The organism is Acidovorax sp. NB1 (assembly GCF_005405905.1).
In the GTDB taxonomy this organism is placed as follows: Bacteria; Pseudomonadota; Gammaproteobacteria; order Burkholderiales; family Burkholderiaceae_C; genus Acidovorax.
Window position 1 is genome coordinate 38005 of record NZ_BJHU01000025.1, and the last position, 25631, is coordinate 63635.

The 25631-nt window shown below is 66.3% G+C and carries 18 protein-coding genes; 11 read left to right on the forward strand and 7 right to left on the reverse strand.

Annotated elements, in window-relative coordinates; genetic code table 11:
• Positions 1-39: 39 nt before the first annotated feature.
• Together AvAM_RS11420 and AvAM_RS11425 are read right to left on the reverse strand one after the other, a co-directional pair.
• Positions 40-6354: a hypothetical protein gene (locus tag AvAM_RS11420; protein WP_137747173.1), complete on the reverse strand. Its 6315-nt coding sequence runs from the start codon at positions 6352-6354 to the stop codon at positions 40-42.
• Positions 6355-6357: 3 nt separating this feature from the next.
• Positions 6358-6561: a type I restriction-modification system subunit M N-terminal domain-containing protein gene (locus AvAM_RS11425; RefSeq protein ID WP_137747174.1), complete on the reverse strand. Its 204-nt coding sequence runs from the start codon at positions 6559-6561 to the stop codon at positions 6358-6360.
• A gap of 716 nt (positions 6562-7277) precedes the next feature.
• On the opposite strand from AvAM_RS11425, the gene AvAM_RS11430 reads away from it, so the two are divergent.
• Positions 7278-7916, forward strand: a complete 639-nt coding sequence (locus AvAM_RS11430; RefSeq protein WP_137747175.1) for an MBL fold metallo-hydrolase — start codon at positions 7278-7280, stop codon at positions 7914-7916.
• 168 nt (positions 7917-8084) lie between these two features.
• On the opposite strand, the gene AvAM_RS11435 is transcribed toward AvAM_RS11430, so the two are convergent.
• Positions 8085-10256, reverse strand: a complete 2172-nt coding sequence (locus AvAM_RS11435; RefSeq protein ID WP_137747176.1) for a TonB-dependent siderophore receptor — start codon at positions 10254-10256, stop codon at positions 8085-8087.
• 422 nt (positions 10257-10678) lie between these two features.
• Positions 10679-11671 (reverse strand): helix-turn-helix transcriptional regulator, encoded by a 993-nt coding sequence (locus tag AvAM_RS11440; RefSeq protein ID WP_249368076.1) that lies wholly within the window; start codon positions 11669-11671, stop codon positions 10679-10681.
• 367 nt (positions 11672-12038) lie between these two features.
• Here AvAM_RS11440 and AvAM_RS11445 point away from each other — a divergent pair, with 367 nt between their 5' ends.
• Genes AvAM_RS11445 through AvAM_RS11465 form a run of 5 tightly spaced genes read left to right on the forward strand, consistent with a single transcriptional unit; the run spans position 12039 to position 16295 of the window.
• Entirely contained in the window at positions 12039-13091 is a 1053-nt protein-coding gene (locus tag AvAM_RS11445) for an ABC transporter substrate-binding protein (RefSeq protein WP_249368078.1), read from the forward strand.
• Positions 13091-14059, forward strand: a complete 969-nt coding sequence (locus AvAM_RS11450; protein ID WP_137747178.1) for an alpha/beta hydrolase — start codon at positions 13091-13093, stop codon at positions 14057-14059. The genes AvAM_RS11445 and AvAM_RS11450 overlap by 1 nt, the downstream gene beginning before the upstream one ends.
• Before the next feature lie 25 nt (positions 14060-14084).
• Positions 14085-15182 carry an iron ABC transporter permease gene (locus AvAM_RS11455; protein WP_249368080.1) on the forward strand — a complete coding sequence of 366 codons (1098 nt, stop codon included), beginning with the start codon at positions 14085-14087 and terminating at the stop codon, positions 15180-15182.
• Positions 15179-15967, forward strand: coding sequence for an ABC transporter ATP-binding protein (locus AvAM_RS11460; protein ID WP_249368082.1), 789 nt, complete (start codon positions 15179-15181; stop codon positions 15965-15967). Before AvAM_RS11455 ends, AvAM_RS11460 begins: the two co-directional genes overlap by 4 nt.
• A 34-nt stretch (positions 15968-16001) precedes the next feature.
• Positions 16002-16295 carry a DUF2218 domain-containing protein gene (locus tag AvAM_RS11465; RefSeq protein ID WP_137747179.1) on the forward strand — a complete coding sequence of 98 codons (294 nt, stop codon included), beginning with the start codon at positions 16002-16004 and terminating at the stop codon, positions 16293-16295.
• Positions 16296-16397: 102 nt separating this feature from the next.
• Here AvAM_RS11465 and AvAM_RS11470 read toward each other — a convergent pair whose 3' ends face one another.
• Positions 16398-17249, reverse strand: coding sequence for a M48 family metallopeptidase (locus AvAM_RS11470; protein ID WP_137747180.1), 852 nt, complete (start codon positions 17247-17249; stop codon positions 16398-16400).
• Positions 17250-17473: 224 nt separating this feature from the next.
• On the opposite strand from AvAM_RS11470, the gene AvAM_RS11475 reads away from it, so the two are divergent.
• From AvAM_RS11475 to AvAM_RS11485, 3 genes are all read left to right on the forward strand, one after another.
• A complete protein-coding gene (locus tag AvAM_RS11475; RefSeq protein ID WP_137747181.1) occupies positions 17474-18880 on the forward strand; it encodes an MFS transporter in 1407 nt (468 codons plus the stop codon).
• 148 nt (positions 18881-19028) lie between these two features.
• Complete coding sequence (locus AvAM_RS11480) at positions 19029-19751, forward strand: response regulator transcription factor (protein WP_137747182.1); 723 nt, start codon at positions 19029-19031, stop codon at positions 19749-19751.
• A gap of 40 nt (positions 19752-19791) precedes the next feature.
• Positions 19792-21066 (forward strand): HAMP domain-containing sensor histidine kinase, encoded by a 1275-nt coding sequence (locus AvAM_RS11485; RefSeq protein WP_137747183.1) that lies wholly within the window; start codon positions 19792-19794, stop codon positions 21064-21066.
• A gap of 21 nt (positions 21067-21087) precedes the next feature.
• Here the strand turns inward: AvAM_RS11485 and AvAM_RS11490 are convergent, their stop codons facing one another.
• Complete coding sequence (locus AvAM_RS11490) at positions 21088-22344, reverse strand: YbfB/YjiJ family MFS transporter (RefSeq protein ID WP_137747184.1); 1257 nt, start codon at positions 22342-22344, stop codon at positions 21088-21090.
• A gap of 54 nt (positions 22345-22398) precedes the next feature.
• On the opposite strand from AvAM_RS11490, the gene AvAM_RS11495 reads away from it, so the two are divergent.
• On the forward strand, positions 22399-23283 hold the full coding sequence (locus AvAM_RS11495) for a LysR substrate-binding domain-containing protein (protein WP_137747185.1): 885 nt from the start codon (positions 22399-22401) through the stop codon (positions 23281-23283).
• Positions 23284-23306: 23 nt separating this feature from the next.
• The gene (locus AvAM_RS11500) at positions 23307-24407 is read left to right on the forward strand and encodes a nitronate monooxygenase family protein (protein ID WP_137747186.1); all 1101 of its coding nucleotides are present in this window, start codon (positions 23307-23309) and stop codon (positions 24405-24407) included.
• Between the two features lie 84 nt (positions 24408-24491).
• Here AvAM_RS11500 and AvAM_RS11505 read toward each other — a convergent pair whose 3' ends face one another.
• Positions 24492-25466, reverse strand: coding sequence for a glycosyltransferase (locus AvAM_RS11505; RefSeq protein ID WP_137747187.1), 975 nt, complete (start codon positions 25464-25466; stop codon positions 24492-24494).
• Positions 25467-25631: the final 165 nt, after the last annotated feature.

Here is a 25631-nt window from a genome sequence, read left to right on the forward strand (position 1 = left end):
TCAAGCTCGGTTACGAGTCGCTTCCCCAGTTTGACCACGTCAGACAGTTGAGTAGTAGCTTCCATCGGGCATTAGCAAGAAGATTCCCGCGTAAGGGAAGGTATAACCAAGCGAGTCATCGGACTCGCTGCCGTAACGCGATCGCGCCAGATTTCGTTCCACTCGTACATCGAAGATGAGTTGCATGGAGGTCTCTGCGCAAAGCCGACGCAAGAGCGTGGGCGAAGCGGACAGGACCCTTCCGCCATCCCGCCTGCCTTCATAGTAGTCGTCCTGATTAGGGTCCTCCCATGTTCCCCACACCGAGCAGCTGATCGTTTCTTCCGCGTGACCGGATACTGGCTGACGCCAGTTTCTAAGTTCCGCGTCTGCTTCCAATCCCAACATCTGAACCAAGTCAGCAGTCGGTGCATACGGGGGGAACTCAATGGAGCCAGCCCAAGGATCGTACTGATCGAGCCCCTTCTCGATGTGAGGATCAACGATCCAACCGCGTAGTCGGAAAGGACTGTGATCAATTTCGGAATCATCTCCTGCTCTTGGCAAGTGATGCTCGAACGGACTCCGCGCGCATTGAAGTGCATGAACAAGAGCAGTGGCCCGTTCAGGTGCTACTAGGGCACTTGAAACTCGCACTTCCTCAATCCGGCGACCACAGCGTACGGCCCAGGTCCCACACACAATTGTTTGCCCATTTGGAAGGTGCAGATGCTTCTTGAAGTGGTCACGCTGAACAGAGGTGGGCCACTCCTCTTCGGATGGCATGACCAAGTCGACCCACGGCAACTGCGGTGCAGGGTCCCGCCTGTCGGCAAGCCAAGACCCATCGGGCTTAGTGAGCGCGTGACCTTTCAGCCAAGTCGTGAAGCCGTCCTCGGTGTTCTCGGGGTCGGTGTGGGCTGGCGTCGTACGAAGCAATTTGCCAGCGACGATCATGATCGCGTGATACGAAAGATAGTTGGTCAGGTTGCTGCAACGCTCGTCATCACCGTACGAGTAGCTGTTCCTGCGTTCGAAGTGTTTCCGCTTCCCGCGCTCATCCCGGTCCCAATGCCCGTTCTCCTCTAGCTGCCAGTCATCCCAGACAACGTCTCCAATCATTCGTTCGACTGTGGTTCCCGAAACTGCGAACTGTCGACCCAGATTGTCCGGCCAATGCTTCTTGAAGTCATAGCCGACAAGGAACCTGGGGTCCTCTTTCGAAGGCTTGGTGCTATGAGTATCACTATCCCTAGTCGATCGCTCATACTGTTTGGAGATGATCTGAGCGAACGGCGACCTGTTCACGGCATGAAGCTGCTCAAGCTCGCTATTGCTGATGACGCCTGACGCCGCGCGCGCGACATTGATGAGGCAGTCGGCGGCGAAGTGCCGCAGGAGGACGTGCATTTCGCGGCCGAGCGCGATTTCTCGTAGCACCGGGACATGACGCCCGACAACTGCCGGCGCTTCCTGGGCTGCTCGTGCCAATGCGATCAGTAGCCACTGCTTCGCGTGTAGCGAGTAGAAGAAAAGGGACTGGTCGGCGAATGGGCCAGAAACGGGATTTCCCAACCGCCCCGCAAGTGCATCAAGTGTTTGAATCTGACCGAAGCCGCTTAGATTCCGAACCACATGAGCCGCTTCCCAACGAATCGAGGCCTCAGGTGATGCCAACGCGGCCCAAACGTACCCGGCAACGTTCGCTTCGAGAGTCGCCTCAGGACTCAGCTCTGGCTTCCAAGGACCGTCACCGTCGGTTGGCCGCATGGCGCCGTCGAGAAGCTCAAGTCCATACGCAAGCGCAGCTTGGGATTCGCTCGGTGTCATGGTCTCGGAGAGCAAGTTAACAACCCTGAAGAGATCCTGGGTGTCTAGCATCACATGCGACTTGCCGATTGCGTCAAGTGCATGCGCACAAAGCTCAGGTCGCGAGCACCCCGACAGATGGCTGGCCAAATCAAGTGGCAACCGTTCATAGAACGTGCCCGGAGCCAGTTCGAGGCAATGTGCCGCTACGACGCCTCTTATCAACGAGCGCAGCGCCGGCCTGACTGAGATGCGGGTGAGCCACTCCTCGGGGATCGATGAAAGCACTCTGCGGTAGTCCCAAAGGTCCAACTCAGTGAAGGACTCCAGCGCTGTAACTATCGCGGCCTCTTCCCCCGGTTGCACGTGTGCAAGCGCCCGAGTCAAGAACTCAGAGACATTGTTACGTTCGGACTGCCCTCTGTAGTTTGCGTACGCCGCTTGCAGATCCATATGGTCATGCAGTTTGCGCTGTCCAAACACGCGGCTCCAGTCAGGGCGAGCCTCTGGTCCGGCTGCACGGACAACTACAGGCTCTCCCTGGGCGCCTCCTTGGTTTTCAGCAGCCTGGCGCTGTGCTTCGCGCGCAATCTCTAAATCGATGTCGTCGAGAGCTAGTCCATAGGCAACGGCTACCTTCCTGATTGCGAGCCACGTCTCAAGTGTGTGAGGCTCCAATCGAACCTTGTCTAGATAGAACTCTGCAGCCTTCACCTTGTCTGATCGCTCTTCGAGACCGTCAAGAATCAAGGAGAGGTGAGGCGCATAGTCCCAGTCGGCACGAAAACCAATCAGAGACAGTGCGATCCATGAATTCAGGCGCCCTGACCTCAGAAGATGCTCGACTGCAACGGGCAACAAGCGTCGCCAACGACCGAAGCGACGATCTCTCCAGCGGCTAAGAATCGCAACAGCCGAGTTCGGGCAAAGCGATATAACTGCCTCGACGCTTCTTTCCCAATCAAAGTGCTTGTCTCGGTCCACATAGTCGTAGATCAGCTCAGCTGCTCGTGCCGTCCGGTACGCGAGCTCGGCTTGAGGATGCGCTGCATCCGCCGCGTTCTCCGCAAGACTTAGCAGCGATGTCCACCGTGTAAGGCACTCGTCTCCGACCCGATTGGCAATATCGATAGCGGTCTTGAACAGCTGGTTCGCCTCGGGCGTGCTCACAGGGATGACTGCGCGACAAAGCGCCACTAGGGCCCCAGCCGTCGATGCGGCGTCGTCACGTTCACTGACCAAGCGTGCGAACTTTGCGGCCGTCTGTTGGAGTGCTAGGTTGGGGGAACCAACACGGCGGGCCGCAAACCAGATGAGGCGCGTAGTCGTCGGCGTGGCTAGTGGGTGGCGCAATCCCTCGACCCAAGAGATCAAGTCAGTCCACGAACTTTCATGCGCGGCTTGACTAGCGCACAAGACCTCCGCCCACACTTCGGCAATCTCGTCCGCAGTCGTCGGTTCCTCGCGGTAGCTGGAGCCTTCAGCCTTTCTAGATTCGGCCAGCGCGTCAGCACAACTGCGATCTAGATCAGCGGCTGCCTGTGCCGACAAGTGCAGCGATGCCCACAGGCGGCCCCATGGCAGTAGTGCTCCAACCGACTCCCTGAACTCCCGAACTTCACGTGGCCCTTCACCTCCGCGCGCCTTCTCGTGGGCCTTCTTGATCTCGGCATCAGCTAGGTCCATCACCTGGAGGTTGGTTCCTTCCAGCTTCTCCAGGAGGGCATGAATCCGAAGCAGATGAACTCTTCGGCCACCGTATCGAGACATGCTTCCCCGAGGCAACTCATGCGGATAGTGGCGCCGCAGCGCTTCTGCAATTTTGGCGGTCGGAATTATTTGATAGTGCAGCGCTGCACAGACTAGGGCGGCAACTGCTGCATCCTCAAAGCCGTTGGTCTTCCAGTGCGCCGTGTCCCGGATGTTGAGATACCGTCTGCTGCAAACCCTGGCTGCCCGCTTGACCACGTCCACGGATGGTCGAAGGCCGACTGTCTGCAAGACGGCAGTCATGGCAAGCGCCAAGCCAACGTCTCGAATACCAGCTGTCGCGATGGCATTGATGTCCGAGAAGCGGCCAAGGTCGGCGAGCCGCGCTGCAACCAAAAGACCAACACGAAATGCCACTGATCTAGGGCTCCAGCTCGATAGTTCGCGAGCGCAAGCTTTGGGCCCATGAACGTTCAACTGAGCGATGGCAAGCTCGGCTATGTATGCGTCGTCGATTTGAGTCTTCCGGCGCTCCTCGGACGGCAATGACGACCAATGTCGCAGCCAGTCACGTGCGATTCGAAGGCGACTGCGAGCGTCGGGCTGAAGCTCACGTCGACCGGAGAGGAAGCTTGCCTCGTAGGCGTAGTGCTCGCCAAGCCACTTGCCGCGAAACGCTCGCCTTGACACCAGTTCAAGCATCCGGTCCGGCTCAATGAAGGTGGCAGCCAGGTCAGTGTTTTCCGACAGTAGGCGCTGCTGACGCTCGTCTGCAGCCGCTTCCCCAGCTGCCTTTTGCGCAATCTTGCTGGCATCGAGATGCCGGCCGCTTCGAAGACACGCCTTCAGGGCGAATTGCAGGCGTTGTAGTTCGAGGTCGCGTCTTTCAAGGGGGTTGTCTTCTGGCAGCGCCTTCGACGTAAGCGCGAGGTCCACCAACTCCGCGACTTGGCCCGCCTCAAGCATGAGTTGAGGCAGCACTGAAGCCACATAGACACTCTGACGTGCCAACGGCTGCAATGCGCGCAGGTAGTCAACCAGCGCAGCGCCCGTCGCACGAAATCTCCCTTGAAACCACGTCTCTGTGGGTTCGTCAATGAACTGCAGCAAGTCGCCGCGCAACAGAAGCGGGCGTTGAAGATCATTGACAAAACTCCGCACGACCGAAACAGGCACCGAGGCGATCGTCGACACGACACCCAGAGGAATGAGCGGTCGCAACGTGGCCATCGCCTGACATACTCGATCGATCGACTCTGCACCTGAGGCGCCAGCCTCGTCTCTGACTCGCGCAACTGCTTGCTCAAGAAGGTTCTCAATCAGGGTTTGAACAGTCGTCGGACTCGGGCCAAGGGCCCGCAGAATTTCAGGCACCGTCCTGTGGGCGGCTAACGCGGCGGCTTGAACTCTCGGGTTGTGTGAACTCAGGCGATGAAACTCGTCGACATCCTGATCCGACGCATTGGGGAAGACCTGCCGTAGATTACTTTGTGTCTCTTGCCTACTGAATGGTCGAAGTTCAACCGTACGACAGCCAGCCGGTGGGTTGAGCAGTGCGACTCGGTATGGTCGGCAGAGCACAACCACGCATACGCCATCAGGAATCTGTTCTCGTAGGAGGTCACGAGCAAAGGAGTGCCCATCTGAGTTGTCCTGCGCAGCCATCTCTGCGTTGTCAGCTGCGTCGACAACTATCCACAGGACAGCGTCCGACGACCGCGCTCGAAGGGACTGCACGGCCTGAGCCAGCCGCGCCAAGAACGCCCGCGTGTAGGCTGTGCTGTCAGCATTTCCTGATGGAACCAATGGATCGCACAGTGTTGCGCCCGCCAGTTCATTGGCGATCTGCACCAGCGCATCCTTGTGGCGATGCCGAAACCCGCTCGGTGATCTGTATGCGCCATTGCCAAAGCAGTCATACACGACGGCGTGCGACCCGCTTGGCAGATGCAAGGGCAACCTCAGAGCCAAGACGGACTTGCCGACGCCGCCGTCGGCTTGAACGATCAGGCACCGACCGACACACTCAACAATCACCCGCGCCAGTTCGGCCTCTTGCTCTCTAGGCACAACGCGAGCGGGAGGTTCGATGAGACAGCGCGCCGGAAAGAGGTCATCCTCGCTGCGGCCAATAGACTTCAGTACATCGAACTTGGTGATCTGCGGCGTCCCGGTGAACTCACTCGTCGCCTTGCGCGTGACGAGGTCCTTGAGTTGAAGAGGCGCCTCAGAGTCAGCCCCCGGAAGGTATCGTCGCAATCCTTGGGCAAGTAGTCGACGCTGCTCCAAGAACCCTTTTTGTTCTGGCTCTAGTCGAAGGAGGCCGCAGACCTCTGCAAGGTCGGCTCCCTTCAGGTCGCAGTACGCTTCGAGGAATGCGAATACCTCTGGGTGACGCGGTGAGTGGCTCCTCGCGGCATCCTCGATTGTTTCTTCGACATTCCGTGAGATAGGTCTGTTCGTGACGAAGTGCAGCTCTAGCCAGCCGGTCAATGGCAAGCCGACGCGTTCCTTCTTTAGTGCGACGCAGCGTTTCGCAAAGCCACTTAGCGTCTTCTTCAGGCCACTGATAGTCCACTCTTCCGAAGCGTGCTTGGTCGAGTGCTTCAATTGCATGTACTTCAAGAGCCTGGCAGTGGAAAGCTCTTGGCTGCCGTAGTACTCGCCTACATCTATCACCTCTTCGCCGGCATCAACGGTCTGACCGTCTCCGCCCTCCTGCGATGAAGCTCCTTCAATCGACACCGCTACTAGGTCTGAACTGAGGGACAAAAGCCCCAGACACCTCTGTGCGGCCCACAGGTAGTGGAACTGATCACCATCTCGACTTGACCTGACGAGTTCGCTGTCACTCATTTTTCATCGCCCGGACTGCGAACGATGGGATTCGTCGGCAGGCCCGGCCAAGCGCGCGGTCATTGCCGTGCCCTTGGCCTGGAAAGTGTCTGAGACGTACCTGCCGAAAATGCTGCCGAGCACCAGGCGCTTGTACTCGGCAGGATCCATGTTTGGGCGGAGCTTGACGGCGGTGGCCCAGATTGTGCGTTTGAGGTTTTCGATCATGGGTGGCGGAGTCGGCTCGCAACGAGGCGGGCATCTGGCCACATGATTACATGCGGCGGGACAATTTTCGCCGGTATACCTGCCGCACTGGCTCTTCGCTCGCATCGAACTACAGAGTCCGCCGCAATTCGATCGGCGCGTCAAGCTACTTCTCGCCTTAGTCGGTCTGCTAACGGTTGAATAGCTCCTCGGCCATGTCCGCTGCGACAAAATGGTCGCGTTCTGGGATTCGAGTGGCGACGGCGATGTGCGACCAATCGACCGGTCTCGTATGCCGCGTTCCAGTCTTGAGCCGGTGCTCGCGAAGGTCGGCTTCACGCATCCGCCGACGTACAGGATGAAGCCATCGAATATCAGCTGTCAGCCTGAAGCAGCCCACCGCATACTTAGATACATGAACCGCCTCAAATGAGGCAGCATTCATTTCTCAATACGGAATTTCCCCGACGGACTTTATTCAGGTCCGACGCACTTTATTTGTTGGAGTCACACCGAACGCAAACGGAAGCAGCCTTGCTGTGAGTCACGGACTTCGCCAAATCGCAAAACTCACCCACTAGCCCAGCACACTGCTCCGGGCGCATGTCGGCAGAGAGTGCCAACCGCAAGTCAGCAAGGTCCAGTCTATGTTCGCAAAGTCCACTCTCTGTTATCAACAGATCTACATTCTGTTTGCAAAATCCATTCTCTGTTAGCAACAACCACCACCGCTCCGCATGCTCCGCTACCTCACCGTTCCAGTTACGCCGTTTCAGCAGAACTGCTCCCTCGTCTGGTGCGATGCCACGCAGCAGGCCGCCGTGATCGACCCCGGCGGCGACCTGGAGGTGCTGCTGGCCGAGGTGCAACGGCTGGGCATCACGCTGTCGCAGATCTGGCTGACGCACGCCCACATCGACCATGCGGGGGGCACGGGCGAGCTGGCCACGCGTTTGGGGCTGCCCATCGTGGGACCGCACCCGGGCGACCAGTTCTGGATTGACGGGCTGCCGCAGCAGAGCGCGATGTTTGGCTTTCCGCCTGCGCAGCATTTCACGCCCACGCGCTGGCTGGCGGATGGCGACACGGTGCAGATTGGCAACGAGACGCTGGCCGTGCGCCACTGCCCCGGGCACACGCCGGGGCATGTGGTGTTCCATGCGCCGCAGATCGACCGGGCCTTTGTGGGCGACGTGCTGTTTGCAGGCAGCATCGGCCGCACGGATTTCCCCATGGGCAACCACCAGGATCTGATCGACAGCATCACCCAGCGGCTGTGGCCCATGGGGGACCAGACGGTGTTCATCCCCGGGCATGGGCCGGAGAGCACCTTTGGCCGCGAACGCAAGAGCAACCCCTACGTGGGTGGCACCTGAACCGGGGTGACCACGCCCTGAATTTTGTGCTTTTTTGGCCGCCACCGCGCTCTGCATAAGCGCGAATAGCTACTAAATTTATAGCGACAAATTCCCCACCCAGAAGCCCGGCGCGCCCACCAGGTCGCGCGCCGGTCTCCGTGGCGGGGGCCTTTTCCTGGCCCCGCCTTAAAAGTCAAACGAGGCCGACAGGCGCACAGCGCGCGGCGCGCCCACGTTCACCCGGCCTGCGCCCCAGATGCTGTCGAAGTACGCGCGGTTGCCGAGGTTGGTGACCGTGGCGCGCAGCACCACGGGCTGTGCGCCCCAGCGCGTGGCATAGCGGGCGCCCACGTCCACGGTGGTCCAGGCGGGCAGCTTCACGCTGTTGTCGCCCGTGAGCCACTGCGCACCCGTGTGGTTCACGCGGCCGTTGACCGACAGGCCCTGCACGCCGGGAATGGCCCAGTCGGCGCCCAGGTTCAGCGTGAGCTTGGGCACGCCAAACTGTGCGCGGCCCTGGTTCACGCCCTTGGCGGTCTTGGTTTGTTCGGCCTCGGTGTAGGCCGCGCCGCCCAGCAGCGTGAGCGCGGGGGTCAGCTGGCCAAACAGGTTCCACTCCACACCCCGGTTGCGCTGCTCGCCATCGAGCACCTGGCGGTTGCCCGCCTCGATGAGGGCGGGCTTGCTGATCTGGAACAGGCTCACCGTTTGCGTGAGGCTGCCGCTCACCCACTTCACGCCCACCTCCATCTGCTTGCTTTTGTAGGGCTTGAAGGTCTCGCCCTCGTTGGCATAGGGCGCCTTCACGGTGGTGCCCGCGCTCAGGCCTTCCACGTAGTTGCCGTAGAGCGAAACGTTCTCGCCCCAGGGCTTGGCGACCACGCCGACCAGCGGCGTCACGGCGGTTTCCTTGTACTTGCTGAGCTTCTGGTGCACCTGCTGCGCGCGCAGGCCCAGGGTGAGCTGCAGCGTGTCGTCGGCAAAGGCCAGCGTGTCCGCCACGCTCAGCGCCGTCATCGCGTCGTCGTTGAGCTTGTTGTAGGTGGATGCGGCGCCGCCCGCTGGCATGGTGATGGGGCGGGGGTTGTAGATGTTGCTGTTGATGGCGGCCGTGCCGTTGGCACGGCTGCCGCCTTCGTAGTTCAGCACGTTGGCCGCCAGCATGAGCTTGTGCGCCACGGCGCCGGTGCTGAACTGGCCGCGCAGGCCCAGCTCGGCGGTGGTCGTGTCGTACTCACCCCAGGAGTTGTAGGCCGTGCCCGTGGCATTGCCGGTGGCGGCATTGGCCGGGGCCCACACCGGGCGGGTGCCGAAGATGAAGCCGTCGTACGCGTGCTGCGCCTTGCCCGCCGAGGCAAACGCCGTCCAGCCCGCGCTGAGCCTGGCCTGGCCGCGCACGATCAGGCCCTGCGTCTGCGTGTTGCTGTACACGCCCTCGCCGTAGAAGAAGTTGGTGGAGCCATCGGGCGCCTTGGGCACCGTGGTCCAGCCGGTGAGGATGGGTTGCATGGGCGAGCCCTTGCGCACCTTGTTCTTCAGCGAATAGGCGTCGGCCTCCACATTCCAGCCCTCGCCCTGGTAGTCCAGCGCCAGGTGGCCGATCTCGCGCGCCTTGGTCTGGTGGTCCAGCCAGGTCTCGCCACCCGACACTACGCCGTTGACGCGCACGCCCAGGCGCTGGTCTGCGCCAAAGCGGCGTGCCACATCGGCATGCACGCCCACGTTGGACTGGGACGAGTAGGTGGTGGTCACGCGCGTGAGCGGCGCCTTGCCCGCGCGTTTGGGCACCAGGTTGATGGCGCCCCCCACGTCGCCCGCAGGTGGCATGCCCATCATCATGGCGCCGGGGCCCTTGAGCACTTCCACGCGCTCAAACATTTCGGTGGGTGTGTTCTGCTCCGGCGCCAGGCCATAGGCGCCGTTGATGGCCAGCGAACCCGCCCCCACCGCAAAGCCCCGGATGATGAAGTTCTCGACGATGTGGCCCTCGTTGGTGGTGGTACGCACCGAGGGGTCGTTCTTGAGCACCGCGCCCACCGTCTGCGCCTGCTGGTCGGCAATGCCTTCGGCGGTGTAGCCCGTCATGTTGAAGGGCGTGTCCATCACGCCCACATTGCCCAGCACGCCCAGGCGCGTGCCCCGGGCCACCCGGCCGCCGGGTGCGGCAGCGGGCAGGCTCTCGGGCGTTTCGGCCGCTGCGTTCACGGTCACCTCCTTCAGCGCCACCGGCGCGGCCGGGCTTTGCGCCAGTGCTGCGCCCGCGCCGGCCAACAAGGTCCACGCGCAGGCCTGGGCGATCTGGCGCAGGGCAAAAGGATGGGCCGGGGCGGCACCCCGGGATGGGCGGCGAGTCTGCATAGAGGAGGTCCTGAATCAAAAACGGGAAGAAAACACCCAGCTGCCTACCAGCGGATTGCAAACAAGAATGAGTGCGATTTCATTCCATGTGCCAATCGACGCCTTGATGGAGCACCGCAAAAAGCGCTGCCCAGAAGGGGGTGGCGAGGCGTGCCGACGGGTTGCACCGGCATGCATCGATGATTTCACGCAGCCCGCCACGCTGTGTTTGCAAGGCCAACAAAGATGTTTGCCGCACCCGCGCCGCCTGCACAGGGCGCGCCCCCGCCAGTGCCACCGTGGAGCTGGCTTTGCCAGGCCACGGGTGGCGTCCCCCTTGGGGCTGAGGCCCACGGCTCCAAGCCTGCCCATCCAGGCTTGGACGGCCTCGAAGAGTTGCCGACTCTGGCGGCAACCCCGGGCGCTGTGTGGCTCAGGGGGCTTCAGATCCTTCCGCGCGCCAGCTTGGGCGGCATGCCGAAGCGCTTGCGGTACGCGGTCGCAAAGTTGGCAGCGCTGTTGTAACCCGCCACCAGGGCCGCCTGCCCCACCGTCAGGCCGTCATGCTCCAGTGCGTGCCGGGCGCGCTGCAGGCGGTGTTCGCGCACAAAGTCGAACACCGTGGTGCCATACACGGCGCGGAAGTGGCGCTGCAGCGTGTTGGCATTGCTGCCCGCCTGGCGCGCCAGCGCGTCAAGCGACATGTCCATGGCCGCATCGGTCTGCAAGAAGGCGTGCAGCGCGCGCATGCGCTGGTGCTCATGGGGCAGCAGGCGCAGCGTGGCTGCGGCCGGTGCGGGGGCGGGTGCAGGCGCCGGGGCAGGCCCGGGGGCGTGCTGCGACAGGCTGCCCAGCGCCTCGCTCACCAGCTCCAGCGCGCGGCTTTCCAGGTACAGGTGCAACAGCAGCGGGCTCAGGTCGGGCGCGCGGGTGATCTGCTCGGCCACGGCTGCAATGCGGGCCGAAGGTTGCCAGTGGTGCATGGCCAGATGCTGGCGGCGAAAGGCGTCGATGGCGTCGGACGCCGATGGCCCCGCCACCTGCTCCAGCCACTCGCCGCCCAGACCCACGCTCACGCGGCGCGCGTAGGCGCCCCGGCGGCCGCGCCGCTCAAACCGCTCGGGCTCGGCCACCGACACCAGCAGCGCACGCGGCAGGCCCGGTTCGCGCGCACGCTGGCTGGCGGCGCTGGACAAGGCCACGCGGCGCGGGCCATAGCTCACGTCCACCGATCCCTCCAGCAGCAGCACGATGCGCAAGCCCGCCTCCATATCGCCGCTGGCCGTGAAGTCCTGCACATCGGCGGTGTCGTCGGCATGCAGGTGCAGCCCGGGGCGCAGCACCCGCACCCGCTGCAGATGGCGCTGCAGCGACGCCTGCATGCCTTCCGACGGCGGCGCCGAGGGCTGGACATGCAAGGGGCTGACAACGGACATGGGCGGGCTGTGGGGCAGATGACAAAGGGTAAGGCGGCGGGACGGCGTGGAGGCGCAGATGCAGAGCCGCCTGCGAAGGCCCGCCCCCATCGAAGGTTTGCGCAAAGGTTTTTCTCCACCCCGCAAACACGGCAAGCGCCACGCCATGGGATGCTAGCAACTTGCGATAATAAATGCAAATGATTCTCAATATTGCACTTGGACCGCAGCCCCTTCGGGCCGCCCTGCACGCACCGTATCGCCCATGACGTTCTCCTGCCCCCGCTGGCTGGCCTCCGCGCCAGGCCTTGCTGCCCTTTTCTGCGCACTTCTCTGCGCCCTTGTCTTCGCAGCGCCCCCCGCGCAGGCCCAAAACGCCCCCCAGACCGTGACCGACCTGGCCGGCCGCACCGTCACCCTGCCCGCCAAGGTGGAGCGCATCCTGCTGGGCGAAGGCCGCCTGCTGCCCGCGCTGGGCGTATTCGAGCGGGACGATGTGGCCCGCCGCCTGGTGGGCATGATGGGCGACTACGAAACCCTGGACGCCGCAGGCTACGCCCAGTGGCGCGGCCGCTTCCCCCAGCTCGACAAGGTGCCGCGCGTGGGCCGCAACAACGCGGGCAGTTTCAGCGACGAGCAGGCGATTGCACTGCGCCCGCAGGTGGCCATCCTGGGCCTGGCGGGTGGCCATGGCCCGAGCAAGAACGACCGCGAGACCCTGGCGCGCCTGGAGGCCGCCGGTGTGGCCGTGGTGTTTGTCGATTTCCGCCACGACCCGCTCAAGAACACCCCCCGCAGCATGGAGCTGCTGGGCGCCGTGCTGGGCAAGCGCCAGGAGGCCGAGGCCTTCAACACCTTCTGGCGAGCCCAGCTCGAACGCGTCGCATCGCGCCTGCGCACCCTGCCTGCGGGCACCCGCCACCCCAGCGTGTTCCTGGAAAACCGCGTGGGGCTGGCCGACGACTGCTGCGCCACCATGGTGGGCCTGGTGGGCGTGCTGCTGGATGCTGCGGGCGCCGACAACGTAGCGCGCGGGCGCATCCCTGGCGAGCATGGCACGCTGAACCCGGAGTTCCTGATCGCCACGCAGCCCCAGCTGTACATCGGCACCGGCATCGGCAGCCTGGCCACGGCCGACAAATCGCCCCTGCGCATCGTGCTGGGGGCCGACGCCACCCCCGAGGCCGCGCGGGCCTCGCTGGTGCGCGCCACGCAGCGCCGGGGCATCGCCCAGCTGCAGGCCGTGCAGCAGCCGGGCCGCGCACACGCCATCTGGCACCACTACTACAACTCGCCCTTCAACGTGGTGGCCGTGCAGGTGTTTGCCAAGTGGCTGCACCCCGAGCTGTTTGCCGACCTGGACCCGCGCGCCACGCTGCAGAAGATGTTCACCCAGTTCCAGCCCATCCCGCTGACGGGTGTGTACTGGACCAGCCTCTGATGTCCGCCCTTTCCCCGCCGCACGGCGCACGCCGCGCGCTGCTGGTGGCCGCTGGTTCAGGCGCCAGCCTGGCAGGCCTGGGCCTGCTGGGGGGCTGCGCCAGCCCGCGCACCGCTGTTGCGCCCGAGCTGCTACAAGCCGCCGCAGCCACCCTGCCCGGTACCCACCAGCAAGACCTGCGCGACCCGGCCAGTGGCCACACCTGGCGCGTGTGGGTGCAGCGCCCCGCAGGCCCCGCGCCCGCCACCGGTCACCCCGTGCTGTACGTGCTCGACGGCAACGCGGCCTTTGCGCTGGCCGCCCAACTGGCCCGCAACGACGCCGCCCGCCCGCCCGAGCTGCGGCCCGATGCCGCCATCGTGGTGGGCGTGGGCCACCCGGGCGATGCCGTGGTCCACCCCGCCGAGCGCCAGCGCGACTACACACCGCCGCCCCTGGGTGACAGTGCCGCGGCCGAGGCGGGCGGCGCCCAGGTGCTGCTCGACTTCATCGCGCGCGAGCTGCAGCCGCGCATCGCGCAGGCTTTTCCTGTCGATGCGCAGCGCCAGACGATCACCGGCCATTCGTTCGGCGGCCTGTGTGTGCTGCATGCGCTGTTCACGCGCCCGGCGCAGTTCACCCGCTACGCGGCCACCAGCCCCTCGGTGTGGTGGAACCAGGGCCAGGTGCTGCAGGCGGCCGCACAGTTTGCACAAACCCACGCCACAGCGCCGCGCGCCTTTCAGGCGCGGCTGCAGCTGCGTGTGGGCGGGCTGGAACACGCACAGGCCGCCGCCACGCCCGCCCGCGCGGCCGTGCAGGCCGAGCGCCGCTTGCTGGAGCGCACCGAAGCGCTGGCCCGGCAGCTCACCGCCCTCGCCTGGCCCGAGCTGCGCGTGCAGATGGCCGTGTTGCCCGGCCTGGACCATGGCGGCGCCATGCTGCCCGGCCTGGCCGATGCGCTGGCGCTGGCCCAGCAAGCGCGCTGAGCGCTTCACCCCACCCCTTGTTGCAATGTCTGCCGTGCCTGATTCCGCCCCTGCCCTGGCCCCTCCCCCAATCTCCCCGGCGCAGGCGGGCCCGCTGGCCCAGCGCTACCGGCACTTTGTGCGCCGCCGCCTGCTGCTGCTGGCGGCCCTGCTGGCCGTGTTGTGCGCCAGCGTGGTGGCCGACATCGCGCTCGGCCCCTCCACCTTCGCGTTTGGCGATGTGCTGCGGGGCCTGTTCGCCCCCGGCGCACTGCCGCAAGCGCAGCAGGTCATCCTGTGGGAGGTGCGCCTGCCCTACGCGGTGATGGCCGTGCTGGTGGGCGCCAGCCTGGGCCTGGCCGGGGCCGAGATGCAGACCGCGCTCAACAACCCGCTGGCCAGCCCGTTCACGCTGGGGGTGTCGGCCGCTGCGGCCGTGGGAGCATCGGCCGCCGTGGTCAGCGGCTTCACGCTGCTGGCCTGGGGCGAGAACCTGGCCGTGCCGCTGTGCGCCTTTGTGGGCGCGGCCTGCGCCACGGCGCTGATCCAGCTGCTGGCCTGGCGCCAGGGCGCCACGGTGGACACCGTGGTGCTGTTCGGCATCGCGCTGCTGTTCAGCTTCGAGGCGCTCTTGTGGCTGCTGCAGTTCATCGCCGACAGCAACGCGCTGCAGCAGATCGTGTTCTGGACCATGGGCAGCCTGGGCCGCGCCACCTGGACCAAGATCGGCATCGTGGGCACGGTGCTTTTGCTGTGCCTGCTGTGGTCGGCGCACCAGGCCTGGGCGCTCACGGCGCTGCGCGCGGGCGAGGACCAGGCACGCAGCTTTGGGATTGGCGTGGAACGGCTGCGGCTGGTGACGCTGCTGCGCGTGAGCCTGCTGGCGGCCACCGCCCTGTCGTTCGTGGGCACCATCGGCTTCGTGGGCCTGGTGGGGCCGCACATCGCGCGCATGCTGCTGGGCGAGGACCACCGCTACTACCTGCCTGGCAGCGCACTGGCCGGGGCGCTGATGCTGTCGCTCGCGTCCATCCTGAGCAAGGCGCTGGTGCCCGGCGTGGTGCTGCCCATCGGCATCATCACCGCGCTGGTGGGCGTGCCGCTGTTCATGGTGCTGGTACTGCGCCAAAGAAGGGCCGCATGATGGGCACGACCGGTTTTGCCCTCGAACAACTCACCGCCGGTTACCCCGGCCGGCCCGTGCTGCAGGGCGTGACCTTGCCTGCCGTGCCCGCGGGCACCCTGGTGGCCGTGGTCGGCCCCAATGCTGTGGGCAAGTCCACCTTGCTCAAGGCCGTGGCCGGGTTGCGACCATCGCAAGGGCGTGTGCTGCTGGAAGGGACCGACCTGGCCACCCTGCCCCCGCGCGAGCGCCTGCGCCGCGTGGGCTACCTGCCGCAGGCTTTGCCGCAGAGCACCTCGCTCGTGGCGTATGAAACCTGGCAGAGCGCACTGCGCGCCAGCCGCAGCGAATGGAGCAGCGCGCAACGCGAGGCCGCCATCGAGTCGGTGGTAGCCGCACTGGGCCTGCAGGCGCTGGCGCTGCGTCGGCTGGATGAACTCTCGGGCGGGCAGCGGCAGATGGTGGGCCTGGCCCAGGTCATCGTGCGCGCGCCGCGCCTGTTGCTGCTGGACGAGCCCACCAGCGCGCTGGACCTGCGCTGGCAGCTGCAGGTGCTGCAGGCCGTGCGCGCCATGGCGCAGCAGCAGGGCGCTGTGGGCCTGGTGGCGGTGCACGACCTGAACCTGGCCCTGCGCTTTTGCCAGCATGTGCTGGTGCTGGGCGGCGGCAGCGTGCTGGCGGCGGGCGACCCGGCCGAAGTGCTCACCCCCGCGCTGCTGCAGCGCGCCTATGGCGTGTTGGCCCGCGTGGAACGCTGCTCCGAGGGCAACCTGCTGGTATTGGCCGACACGGCGTTGCCGCTGTAGTCCCTTCTTTTTTGCACAACAACGACACCCACCCATGATGCGACGCCAAGGCCATGTGCCCACCCCCGAGGCCAGCCGCTACCTGCAGCGCCTGTGCTACCACTTCACCCGCAAGATCCGCGTGGACTATGACGAACACCGGGGCGAGGCGCACTTCCCCTGGGGCCTGTGTGTGCTGCGCGCCGACGCCGCAGCCCTGCACTTCGACTGCAGCGCAGACGATGACGCCAGCCTAGCGCGCGTGCAGTTCGCCATCGACTCGCATGTGGAGCTGTTCTCACGCAAGAGCCCCGTGGCCGTGCGCTGGCTGCCGGTGCAGGCGGTGTGAACGCAGCGGCCAGAGAGGGCGCCTGCGGGCCAAAAGATGCAAGCAAAAATGGCCGCCTGCGCGCGACCACCATGCCCTTATAGCTATCAAATAGATAGCAAATCAACCATTGCGCCGCGCGGCCTCGTACAGCCCCTGCACCTTGGGCACGTTCTGCTCCAGCTCCTTGATGCGCGCGGGGCCTGAGGGGTGGGTGGACAAAAACGCCAGCCCGCCCTGCTTGCTGCCGGTGGCGTTGCCCATCTTCTGCCACAGGCTCACGGCGGCGGCGGGCTGGAAGCCGCCGCGTGCGGCCAGCTCCAGGCCCACCAGGTCGGCCTCGCTCTCGTCCGAGCGGCTGAACTGCAGCGTGAGCAGCTGCCCGCCCAGCCCGGCCGCCGCCTGGCCCAGGTCGCCCAGACCCAGCAGCTGCGAGCCCAGGCGCAGCGCCAGGTTGGTGCCCTGCGTCTTGGCGATGCGCTCGCGCGCATGCTCGCGCAGCGCGTGGGCCATTTCGTGGCCCATGATCATCGCGGCCTCATCGTCGGTGAGCTTGAGCTGGTCGAGGATGCCGGTGTAGAAGGCGATCTTGCCGCCGGGCATGCAAAACGCGTTGATCTGCTGGCTGCCGATCAGGTTGACCTCCCAGCGCCACTGTTTGGCGCGGTCGTTCCACGGTGTAGTGAACGGGATCAACCGCTTGGCGATGGCGTGCAGGCGCTGCAGCTGCGGGTGGTTGTCGGGGGCAAGGGCACGCTTGGCGCGGGCCTGCTCCAGCATCTGGCGGTATTGCTGGGCGGCAGACTGCTCCAGCGTTTCGGCGGGCACCAGCTTGCGCAGGCTGGAGGACGAGCCCACGTCCACCTGCGCCATCACCGGGGTGGCCGCTGCGGCGCCCGCCGCCAGCAGAAAGGCGCGGCGTGCAGACCAGGGGGACGAGGGCGCAACGGAAGGGGTGGGGCAAAAGAGGCACATACCAGGATCACCTGAAGGAATAACGACGGACGCAAAACAGGCCTCATGCACGCGGATTCAGCCACGCCAAGGTGGCTGTTGCATCCCGATTTGCGTAAGTCCTGGGAATAATAGGCGGCACTGACCGACCCTGTGGTTTGCAGCAACGTCTGCCGCCCAGATGGAGGCAGTGGGGCTGGACGACAAGGCTCGTCGGCGATGATAGACAAAACCTCCGGGCGCCCATGTCAGACACCTCCACTTCCACCCCTCCCCACCTCCCCCCCGAGACAACCCCCCGCACCCCCTGGCTGCAAACCCTGCGCGTGTACCTGGAGCCCGCCAGCCTGCGCATGCTGACGCTGGGCTTTGCGGCGGGGCTGCCCCTGCTGCTGGTGCTGGGCACGCTGAGCTTTCGCCTGCGCGAGGCGGGCATCGACCGCAGCACCATCGGGTATCTCAGCTGGGTGGGCCTGGCCTATGGCTTCAAGTGGGTGTGGGCGCCGCTGGTGGACCGCATGCCCATCCCGCTGCTCACTCCGGCGCTGGGGCGCCGCCGCAGCTGGCTGCTGCTGTCGCAGGCGCTGATCGTGGCGGGCCTGGTGGGCATGGCCCTGGCCGACCCGCGCCACACGCTGGGGCCCATCGTGTGGTGCGCGCTGGCCGTGGCCTTTGGCTCGGCCACGCAGGACATTGCGCTGGACGCCTTCCGCATCGAATCGGCCGACGCCAACCACCAGGCCGCGCTGGCAGCGTCGTACCAGACAGGCTACCGGCTGGCGATGATCTGGGCCGGCGCGGGGGTGCTGTGGATTGCGGCACGCGCCGAGGTCGCGCCCGCCGTGGGCCAGGCGGTGCTGCAGGGTGTTGTACAGGGCGCGGCACAAGGCGCCGTGGCGTACCAGAACGGCGCCTGGCAAACCGCCTATCTGGTGATGGCCGCGTCGATGGCCGTGGGCGTGGTCACCGTGTTGTTCTCGCGCGAGCCCGCCCCGGTGGCCCTGCCCCCTGCCAAGAACGCTGCCGAATGGATCCAGGGCGCGCTGGTGGAGCCCTTTGCCGACTTTTTGCGCCGCTACGGCTGGCATGCGGCGCTCATCCTCGCCCTCATCGCCGTCTACCGCATCAGCGACGTGGTGATGGGCATCATGGCCAACCCGTTCTACGTGGACATGGGCTTCACCAAGGACGAGGTGGCCGCCGTGACCAAGGTCTACGGCGTGGTCATGACGCTGGCAGGCGCCTTCGTGGGTGGCGTGCTGTCCATGCGTTTTGGCGTGATGCGCATCCTGATGCTGGGCGCCATCCTGAGCGCCGCCAGCAACCTGCTGTTTGCCTGGCTCGCGGGCCACGGGCATGACGTGACCGCGCTGATCGCCGTGGTCTCGGCCGACAACCTGGCCAGCGGCATCGCGTCGGCGGCTTTCATAGCCTACCTGTCGAGCCTGACCAACGTGAGCTACTCGGCCACGCAGTACGCACTGTTCAGCTCGATGATGCTGCTGCTGCCGAAGTTTGTGGCGGGCTTCTCGGGCGACTATGTGGATGCGTTTGGCTACGCCCAGTTCTTCACATCGACGGCGCTACTGGGGCTGCCGGTGCTGGTGCTGGTGTGGCTAGCTTCCAAGGTAAAAACCGTGCCTTCCGCCTGATGGTTATACGCTGGTAGCTATATTATTTATAGCAAACCAAACCACGCATCAGGGAGCGGTTTACCGCAACTTTACGGAGGCTTCAACACGAGGAGACGCCTGACCGCGAGGATGAAACCCTGTCTGGAGACCCCACTACACTGCCCCCATGAGCTCCCAACTGCTGATGATCGAAGACGATGCCCGCCTCGCACAGATGGTGGGCGAGTACCTGGGCCAGTCGGGCCTGCAGGTCACGCACTGTGCGGACGGCAAAAGTGGCCTCGCGCGGCTGCAGGGGCCGGATGCCGGGCCGCTGCCCGACCTGGTGATCCTGGACTTGATGCTGCCCGACATGGATGGCCTGGAGGTGTGCCGCCGCATCCGCTCGCTGCAAGGCCATGCAGCGCAGGTGCCGGTGCTCATGCTCACGGCCAAGGGCGACCCCATGGACCGCATCATCGGGCTGGAGCTGGGCGCCGACGACTACCTGCCCAAGCCTTTCGAGCCGCGCGAGCTGCTGGCCCGCATCCGTGCCATCCTGCGCCGCCGCACCGATGGCGGCAGCGCAGCGGCGGCCACGCAGGTGCTGCGCTTCGGCACGCTGGAGATTGACCGCGACGCGCGCACCGTCACGGTGGCGGGCGAGCTGGCTGACCTGACCTCTTACCAGTTCGACCTGCTGGTGGCACTGGCCGAGCGCGCGGGCCGCGTGCTCACACGCGACCAGATCATGGAAGCCGTGCGCGGCCGCGAGCTGGAGGCGTTTGACCGCAGCATCGACGTGCACATGGGGCGCATCCGCGCAGCCATCGAGCAGGACGCCAAGAACCCGCGCCGCATCCTCACGGTGCGGGGCGTCGGGTATGTGTTTGCCAAGCAGCAAGATTGATCGCTGACGCAGCCCCGCTGCCTGCGCTATAGCCCCACGCATGTCCCTGTCCAACCCTTTCTCCCGCCGTCTTTATCTGCGCATCTGGCTCGCCGTGGTCGGCGGCATGGCGGTGCTGACGCTCACCGTGGGCTGGGCCTGGCGCATTGCCGAAGAGCAAAAGGCCCAGAACAACCAGCCGTTTGTGCCGCCTTCGCGCGAGATGGCGGTGCGCGATCCGGCCGGCAACCTGGTGCTGCGCGGCATGGCCACGCGCCAGCCGTCCGAGCCGGGTGAGGTGGTCGAATTCCACATCGAGGCAGAAAACGGCCAGATCTTCACCCTGCAGATGGCGCCGCGCCAGCCCCGCATGGGCCGCAACGGCGGCCGGGGCGGCCCCGGACAGGACGAGGCCGCTTTCTGGACCCGGCCCCCGTTTGGTTTCCTGTGGCTGCTGGGCATCGTCAGCCTGGCGGTGGCCGTGGGGGTGTACCCCATCATCCGCCGCCTCACGCAGCGGCTGGAAGCCCTGCAGCGCAGCGTAAAGACGTTTGGCGAAGGCGACCTGTCGGTGCGCGTGCCCGAACAAGGGCAGGACGAGGTGGCCGACCTGGCGCGCCAGTTCAATGCAGCGGCAGAGCGTGTGGAAACCCTGGTCAAGTCGCACAAGTCGCTGCTGGCCAATGCCTCGCACGAGCTGCGCTCGCCCCTGACCCGCATCCGCATGGGGCTGGAGCTGATGGGTGGCCAGCAGCCCTCGCCCGCGTTCCGCGAAGAGATCCTGCGCAACATCGCCGAGCTGGACCAGCTGGTGGACGAGATCCTGCTGGCCAGCCGCCTCGACGCACGCGAGGCCGACGTAGGCACGGTGGAGCTGGTGGACCTGATCGGCCTGGCCGCCGAAGAATGTGCCCGCGTGGACGCCGACCTGGACGTGAGCGCGAGCCCCGATTCGCTGGAAGTGCGCGGCGTGGCCAAGCTGCTGCGCCGGGCCATCCGCAACCTGCTGGAGAACGCACGCCGCTACAGTAGCGGTGAGATCACGGTGGTGGTTCACCGCCGCCAGGGCCGCGCCGAGGTGCATGTGTGTGACCACGGGCCTGGCGTGCCACCCAGCCAACGCGAGCGCATCTTCGAGCCCTTCTACCGCCTGCCGGGCGCCAGCGAGCGCGCGGGTGGTGTGGGCCTGGGGCTGTCATTGGTGCGCTCGATCGCCGGGCGCCACCAGGGCACCGTGCACTGCCAGGACCGGCCCGATGGCGAGCACGGCGCCTGTTTTGTGCTGACCCTGCCGCTGGCGCCGACAAAAGCCACCACCAACCTCGTCCCCCACTGACCCGGCCCCCTCGGGGCGCGTTCAGCGCCCCGAGGACAATGGCCAGCGCCAGGCCATGGCCGCATACACCACCGCGCCCAGCACCAGCGCTGCCGCCGCCACGGCCAGCCCCTGCACAAACCCCTGGCCCTGCGTGGCCGCGTGGTGCAGCATCCACGCCACCATGGGCGGGCCCACGATCTGGCCGATGCCGTAGGCAGCGGTGAGCAGGCCGGGGAAGCTGTCGCCCGCTGCGGGCCACACGCGCCGCGCCTCCTGCAAGGCGTAGAACGTGATGGCCGTGAATGGCAGGCCCAGCAACAGGCTGCCCAGCGCAAACCCCAGAGGCCCCGGCCACACCAAACTGAGCGCAATGGCCCCGGCCTGCACAACATAGGCGGCCATCAGCAGCCAGCGCCGGTCCCACGCGGCGGGCGTGCGCGTGGACAGCAGCGCCCCCAGCGCCACGCCCGCGCCAAACAGCGGCCAGAACAGGTCGGGCCAGGGTGACCCGGCCGGCAGCGCGGCACGCGCGATCACGGGCAGGAAGGTGGCCGTGACGATGTAGCCCAGCCCCGCCAGCCCATAGGCCAGCGTGAGCCCCGTGCGCGCCAGCGGGCCCTGGCCCGGCAGGAGCAGGCCCGGTGCGTGCGCGGCAGCTGCCGGGGCAGGCAGGGCCAGGCCCTGCAGCACTGGCCAGATGGCGGCGCACAGGCCCACACTCAACACACCGAACACCGCCCACCCGGCAGCAGCAGGCCAGCCCAGGGCCACCATGGCACTGGCCGACAGGCCGGTGAGCACGATGCCCAGCCCGGGCCCGCAAAAGATCAGCCCGCCCAGCGGCGCCCGACCCAGCGCCACCAGCCGCACCATGCACCACACCGAAACATTGAGGAACACCAGCGCGCTTGCCACACCCGCCGCAAACCGCAGCGTTGGCCAAGTGCCCGGCAGCGGCAGCGCCATGCCCAGCGTCAGCAGCACCGTGGCGGCCAGCCCGCAGCGCGCCAGCCGCGCCGCATGCCACCGCTGCCGCGCGCGCGGCGCCACCCAGGGCAGCGCCATGCAGGCCAGTGCACCGATCAGGTAGCCCAGGTAGTTGGCCGTGGCCAGCCAGCTGCCGCCTGCCAGCGTGACCACACCGTCGTGCAGCATCATGGGCAGCAGCGGCGTGAAGGCAAACCGCCCGATGCCCATGGCCACGGCCAGCGCCGCCATGCCCGCCAGCGCCACGGCCAGCGGGCGCTCGGACAGGGGTGAGGCGGTGGGGGATTCCAGGGTAGCAGGCTTCGGCATATGATTCTTTTTTGAGATATATTTTCTTTAAATCATCTCACAAAGAGAACCATCATGGACCTCACCGCCCTGGAGATCTTCCGCGCCGTAGCGCAGGAAGGCAGCGTGACCCGTGCCGCCGAGCGGCTGGGCCGGGTGCAGTCCAACGTGACCACGCGCGTGCAGCAGCTCGAAGAACAACTGGGCGCCACGCTGTTCCTGCGCGAGGGCAAACGCATGGTGCCCACGCCTGCAGGCGAATCGCTGCGCGGCTATGCCGACCGCCTGCTGGCGCTGGCCGAAGAGGCCCGGCAGTCGGTGCACCCGAACCAGCCCGGCGGCCGCCTGCGCCTGGGCGCCATGGAAAGCACGGCCGCCGCGCGCCTGCCGCAGCCGCTGGCGCAGCTGCATGCGCAGTGGCCGGGGCTGGTGCTGGAGCTGTCCACCGCCCCCTCGCGCCAGCTGGTGGAGCAGGTGCTGGCCCACCAGATCGACTGCGCGCTGGTGGCCTGGCCGCCGCCGGGCATCGACGCCGATGCGCCGGTGGAACACACCGCCGTGTTTGCCGAAGCCCTGCTGCTGGCCCTGCCCGCCGACCACCCGCCCGTGCACACCCCCCAGGACCTGCAGCTGGACACCCTGGCCGCCTTCAGCACTGGCTGCACCTACCGCCGCATGGGCGAGGCCTTCCTGCAACAAAAGGACGGCAACCCGCCGTACGTGCTGGAACTGGCCTCGTACCACGCCATCCTGGCCTGCGTGGCCGCCGGGCGCTGCGCGGGTGTGGTGCCCCAGGCGGTGATTGATCTGATGCGCGAGCCACCTGCGCTGCGCCTGGTGCCGCTGGCCACCTGCGACACCGTGCTGGTGCACCGGCGCGGCTACCAGTCGCCCGCGCTGGCAGCGTTGCTGGCGGCCCTGTTGCCCAGCACGCTCCACCCGGTCCCTTCCATCGCCTGACCCTCTCTCCACAGGAGTTGCCCATGCATTCTTACCCCTTCACCACCCGCCTGGCCCTCGCGCTGCCCATCGTCCAGGGCCCCATGACGGGCTCCGACACGCCTGCGCTCGCGGCCGCCGTGTCCCAAGCCGGGGGCCTGGGCATGCTGGGCTGCGGCATGCGCTCGCCCGCCGCCATGGCCGAAGCCGCTGCCGAGGTGCGCCGCCGCACCGACCGGCCCTTTGGCATGAACCTGTTTGTGCAGGCCACGCCCACACCCGACGAAGCCACGGTGGCGGCCGCGCTGCAGCGCCTGGCGCCGTTCTATGCCGAGTTCGGGCTGGTGCCCGAGCGGCCTGCGCAGTGGTGTGAGGACTTCGGCGCGCAGTTCGAAGCCCTGGTGGCAGCACGCCCGGCGGTGGCCAGCTTCACCTTCGGCATCCTCTCGGCCGCACAGGTGGCGCGGCTGCAGGCCGTGGGCAGCACGGTGATCGGCACCGCCACCACCGTGGCCGAGGCCCGCGCCTGGGCCGCCGTGGGGGCGGATACGGTCTGCGCCTCGGGCATGGAATCGGGCGGGCACCGGGGCACCTTCTTGTCACCCGGGCACGACATACCGCCAGCGGGCGGGCCGTCGGTGGACGACTTCGAGGCCAGCATGCTGGGCACGCTGACGCTGGTGCGCCAGTGTGTGGACGCGCTGCCGCCATCCATTCCCGTGATCGCGGCGGGAGGCATCATGGACGGGCGTGGCATTGCGGGCGCACTGGCCCTGGGCGCCCAGGCGGTGCAGATGGGCACGGCGTTTCTGACCTGCCCCGAATCGGCCATCGGCCCCGCTTACCGCCAGGCGCTGACGCAGGCCGGGCCCACAGACACCCGCACCACGCGCATCTTCTCGGGCCGCCCGGCGCGGGGCATCGTCAACACCATGATGGATGCCCTGCGGGCCGATGAGCGCAGCGTGCCGCCCTACCCCGTGCAGAACGCGCTGACAGGCGCACTGCGCCGCGCGGCGGCCCAGGCGGGTCGGGCCGACCATCTGTCGCTGTGGGCAGGCCAGGGCGTGGCCCAGGTACGCCCCATGCCTGCGGCCGAGCTGGTGGCGGTGCTGGCGCAAGAGCTGCTGGCAGCCACCAACTGACGTTTGCTATATTTTTGATAGCTATTTGCGCTTATGCAGTGCGCGCAAACGGCTATTTTTGTCAAAAACTCAGGGGCTGCCCCGTCAGTTTTTCCAGGGCAGCTCGCGCGCCGGGCCTTGGATGACCGGCGCCTGCGCATTCAGGGTCTCTCCCGCCAGCACGCGCTCGTACATGCGCAGGTAGTTGCGCGCCATGCGCTCGGCGCCAAAGTGCTCGACCACATGCTGGTGGCAGGCGCGCGGGTCGAAGCGGTTGCCGCGCACTGCCTCGGCCAGCACGCTCGCCTCGGCCGAAAGCACGCCACAGTGCAGGGGCACCAGCTCGGGCAGCGCGCCATAAGGCGTGGAAAACACCGGGCAGCCGAAGTACAGGCTCTCGATCACGGCCAGCCCAAAGGGCTCGTGCCAGCGCACCGGAAAGATCAGCCCGCGCGAGGCATTGAGCAGCCCCGTCTTCTGCGTGCCACCCACCATGCCGTGGAAATGGATCTTGCGCGACAGCGTCCAGCGAAAGCCACGCTTGAAGTTGATGCGGTCGCCCCCCAGCACGTCCAGCTCCACACCCGCCAACTTGGCCACCTTGATGGCACCGCGCACGTTCTTCACGCCCCAGGCCGCCTTGCCCAGGAAGTGGTAGTGCGGGCGCGGCAGGCTGAAATCGACCGGGCCATAGCCCGACCAGTCCAAGCCGTTGTAGACAAACTCGCTGGAGCCATAGCGCGCCGCATGGTCGCGCGAGAGGAACACCGTGTTGCGCGGCAGCGGCTTGGGCTTGCGCGCGTTGCCGTGTTCGGTCACCAGGTACGGCTTGGCCAACTCGGTGCGCGGGTTGAACTGGAAATGCGTGATGTCCACGTCGGCCGGGATCTGGCCCTCCCAGGGTTCGTCCGGCCGGATGGGCAGCACCTGGCCAAAGTCGCAGGTCGAGCCCTCGGGCACCAGATAGCTCACGCGGTGGCCTTGCTGCACCAGCGTCTTGCCCAGGTCCCAGATCACACGCTCGGTGCCGCCGTAGCCATAGACGGGGATAGGGGAGTTGTTGACCAGCAGGATGTGCATCAAAAAGACCTCTCGTCTCGGTTTTCCAGGGCGCTGCACACGACCCAGAGCCCATGAGACTGGCGCGGCCCCAGCCAGGGCAGCCGAGCAAGGGCCGCCCCGCAGCGAGGGCTGCGTCCCCCTGCCCGCGTTGCGCAGCAATGCGAGAGCGGGGGGAAGGCCCGT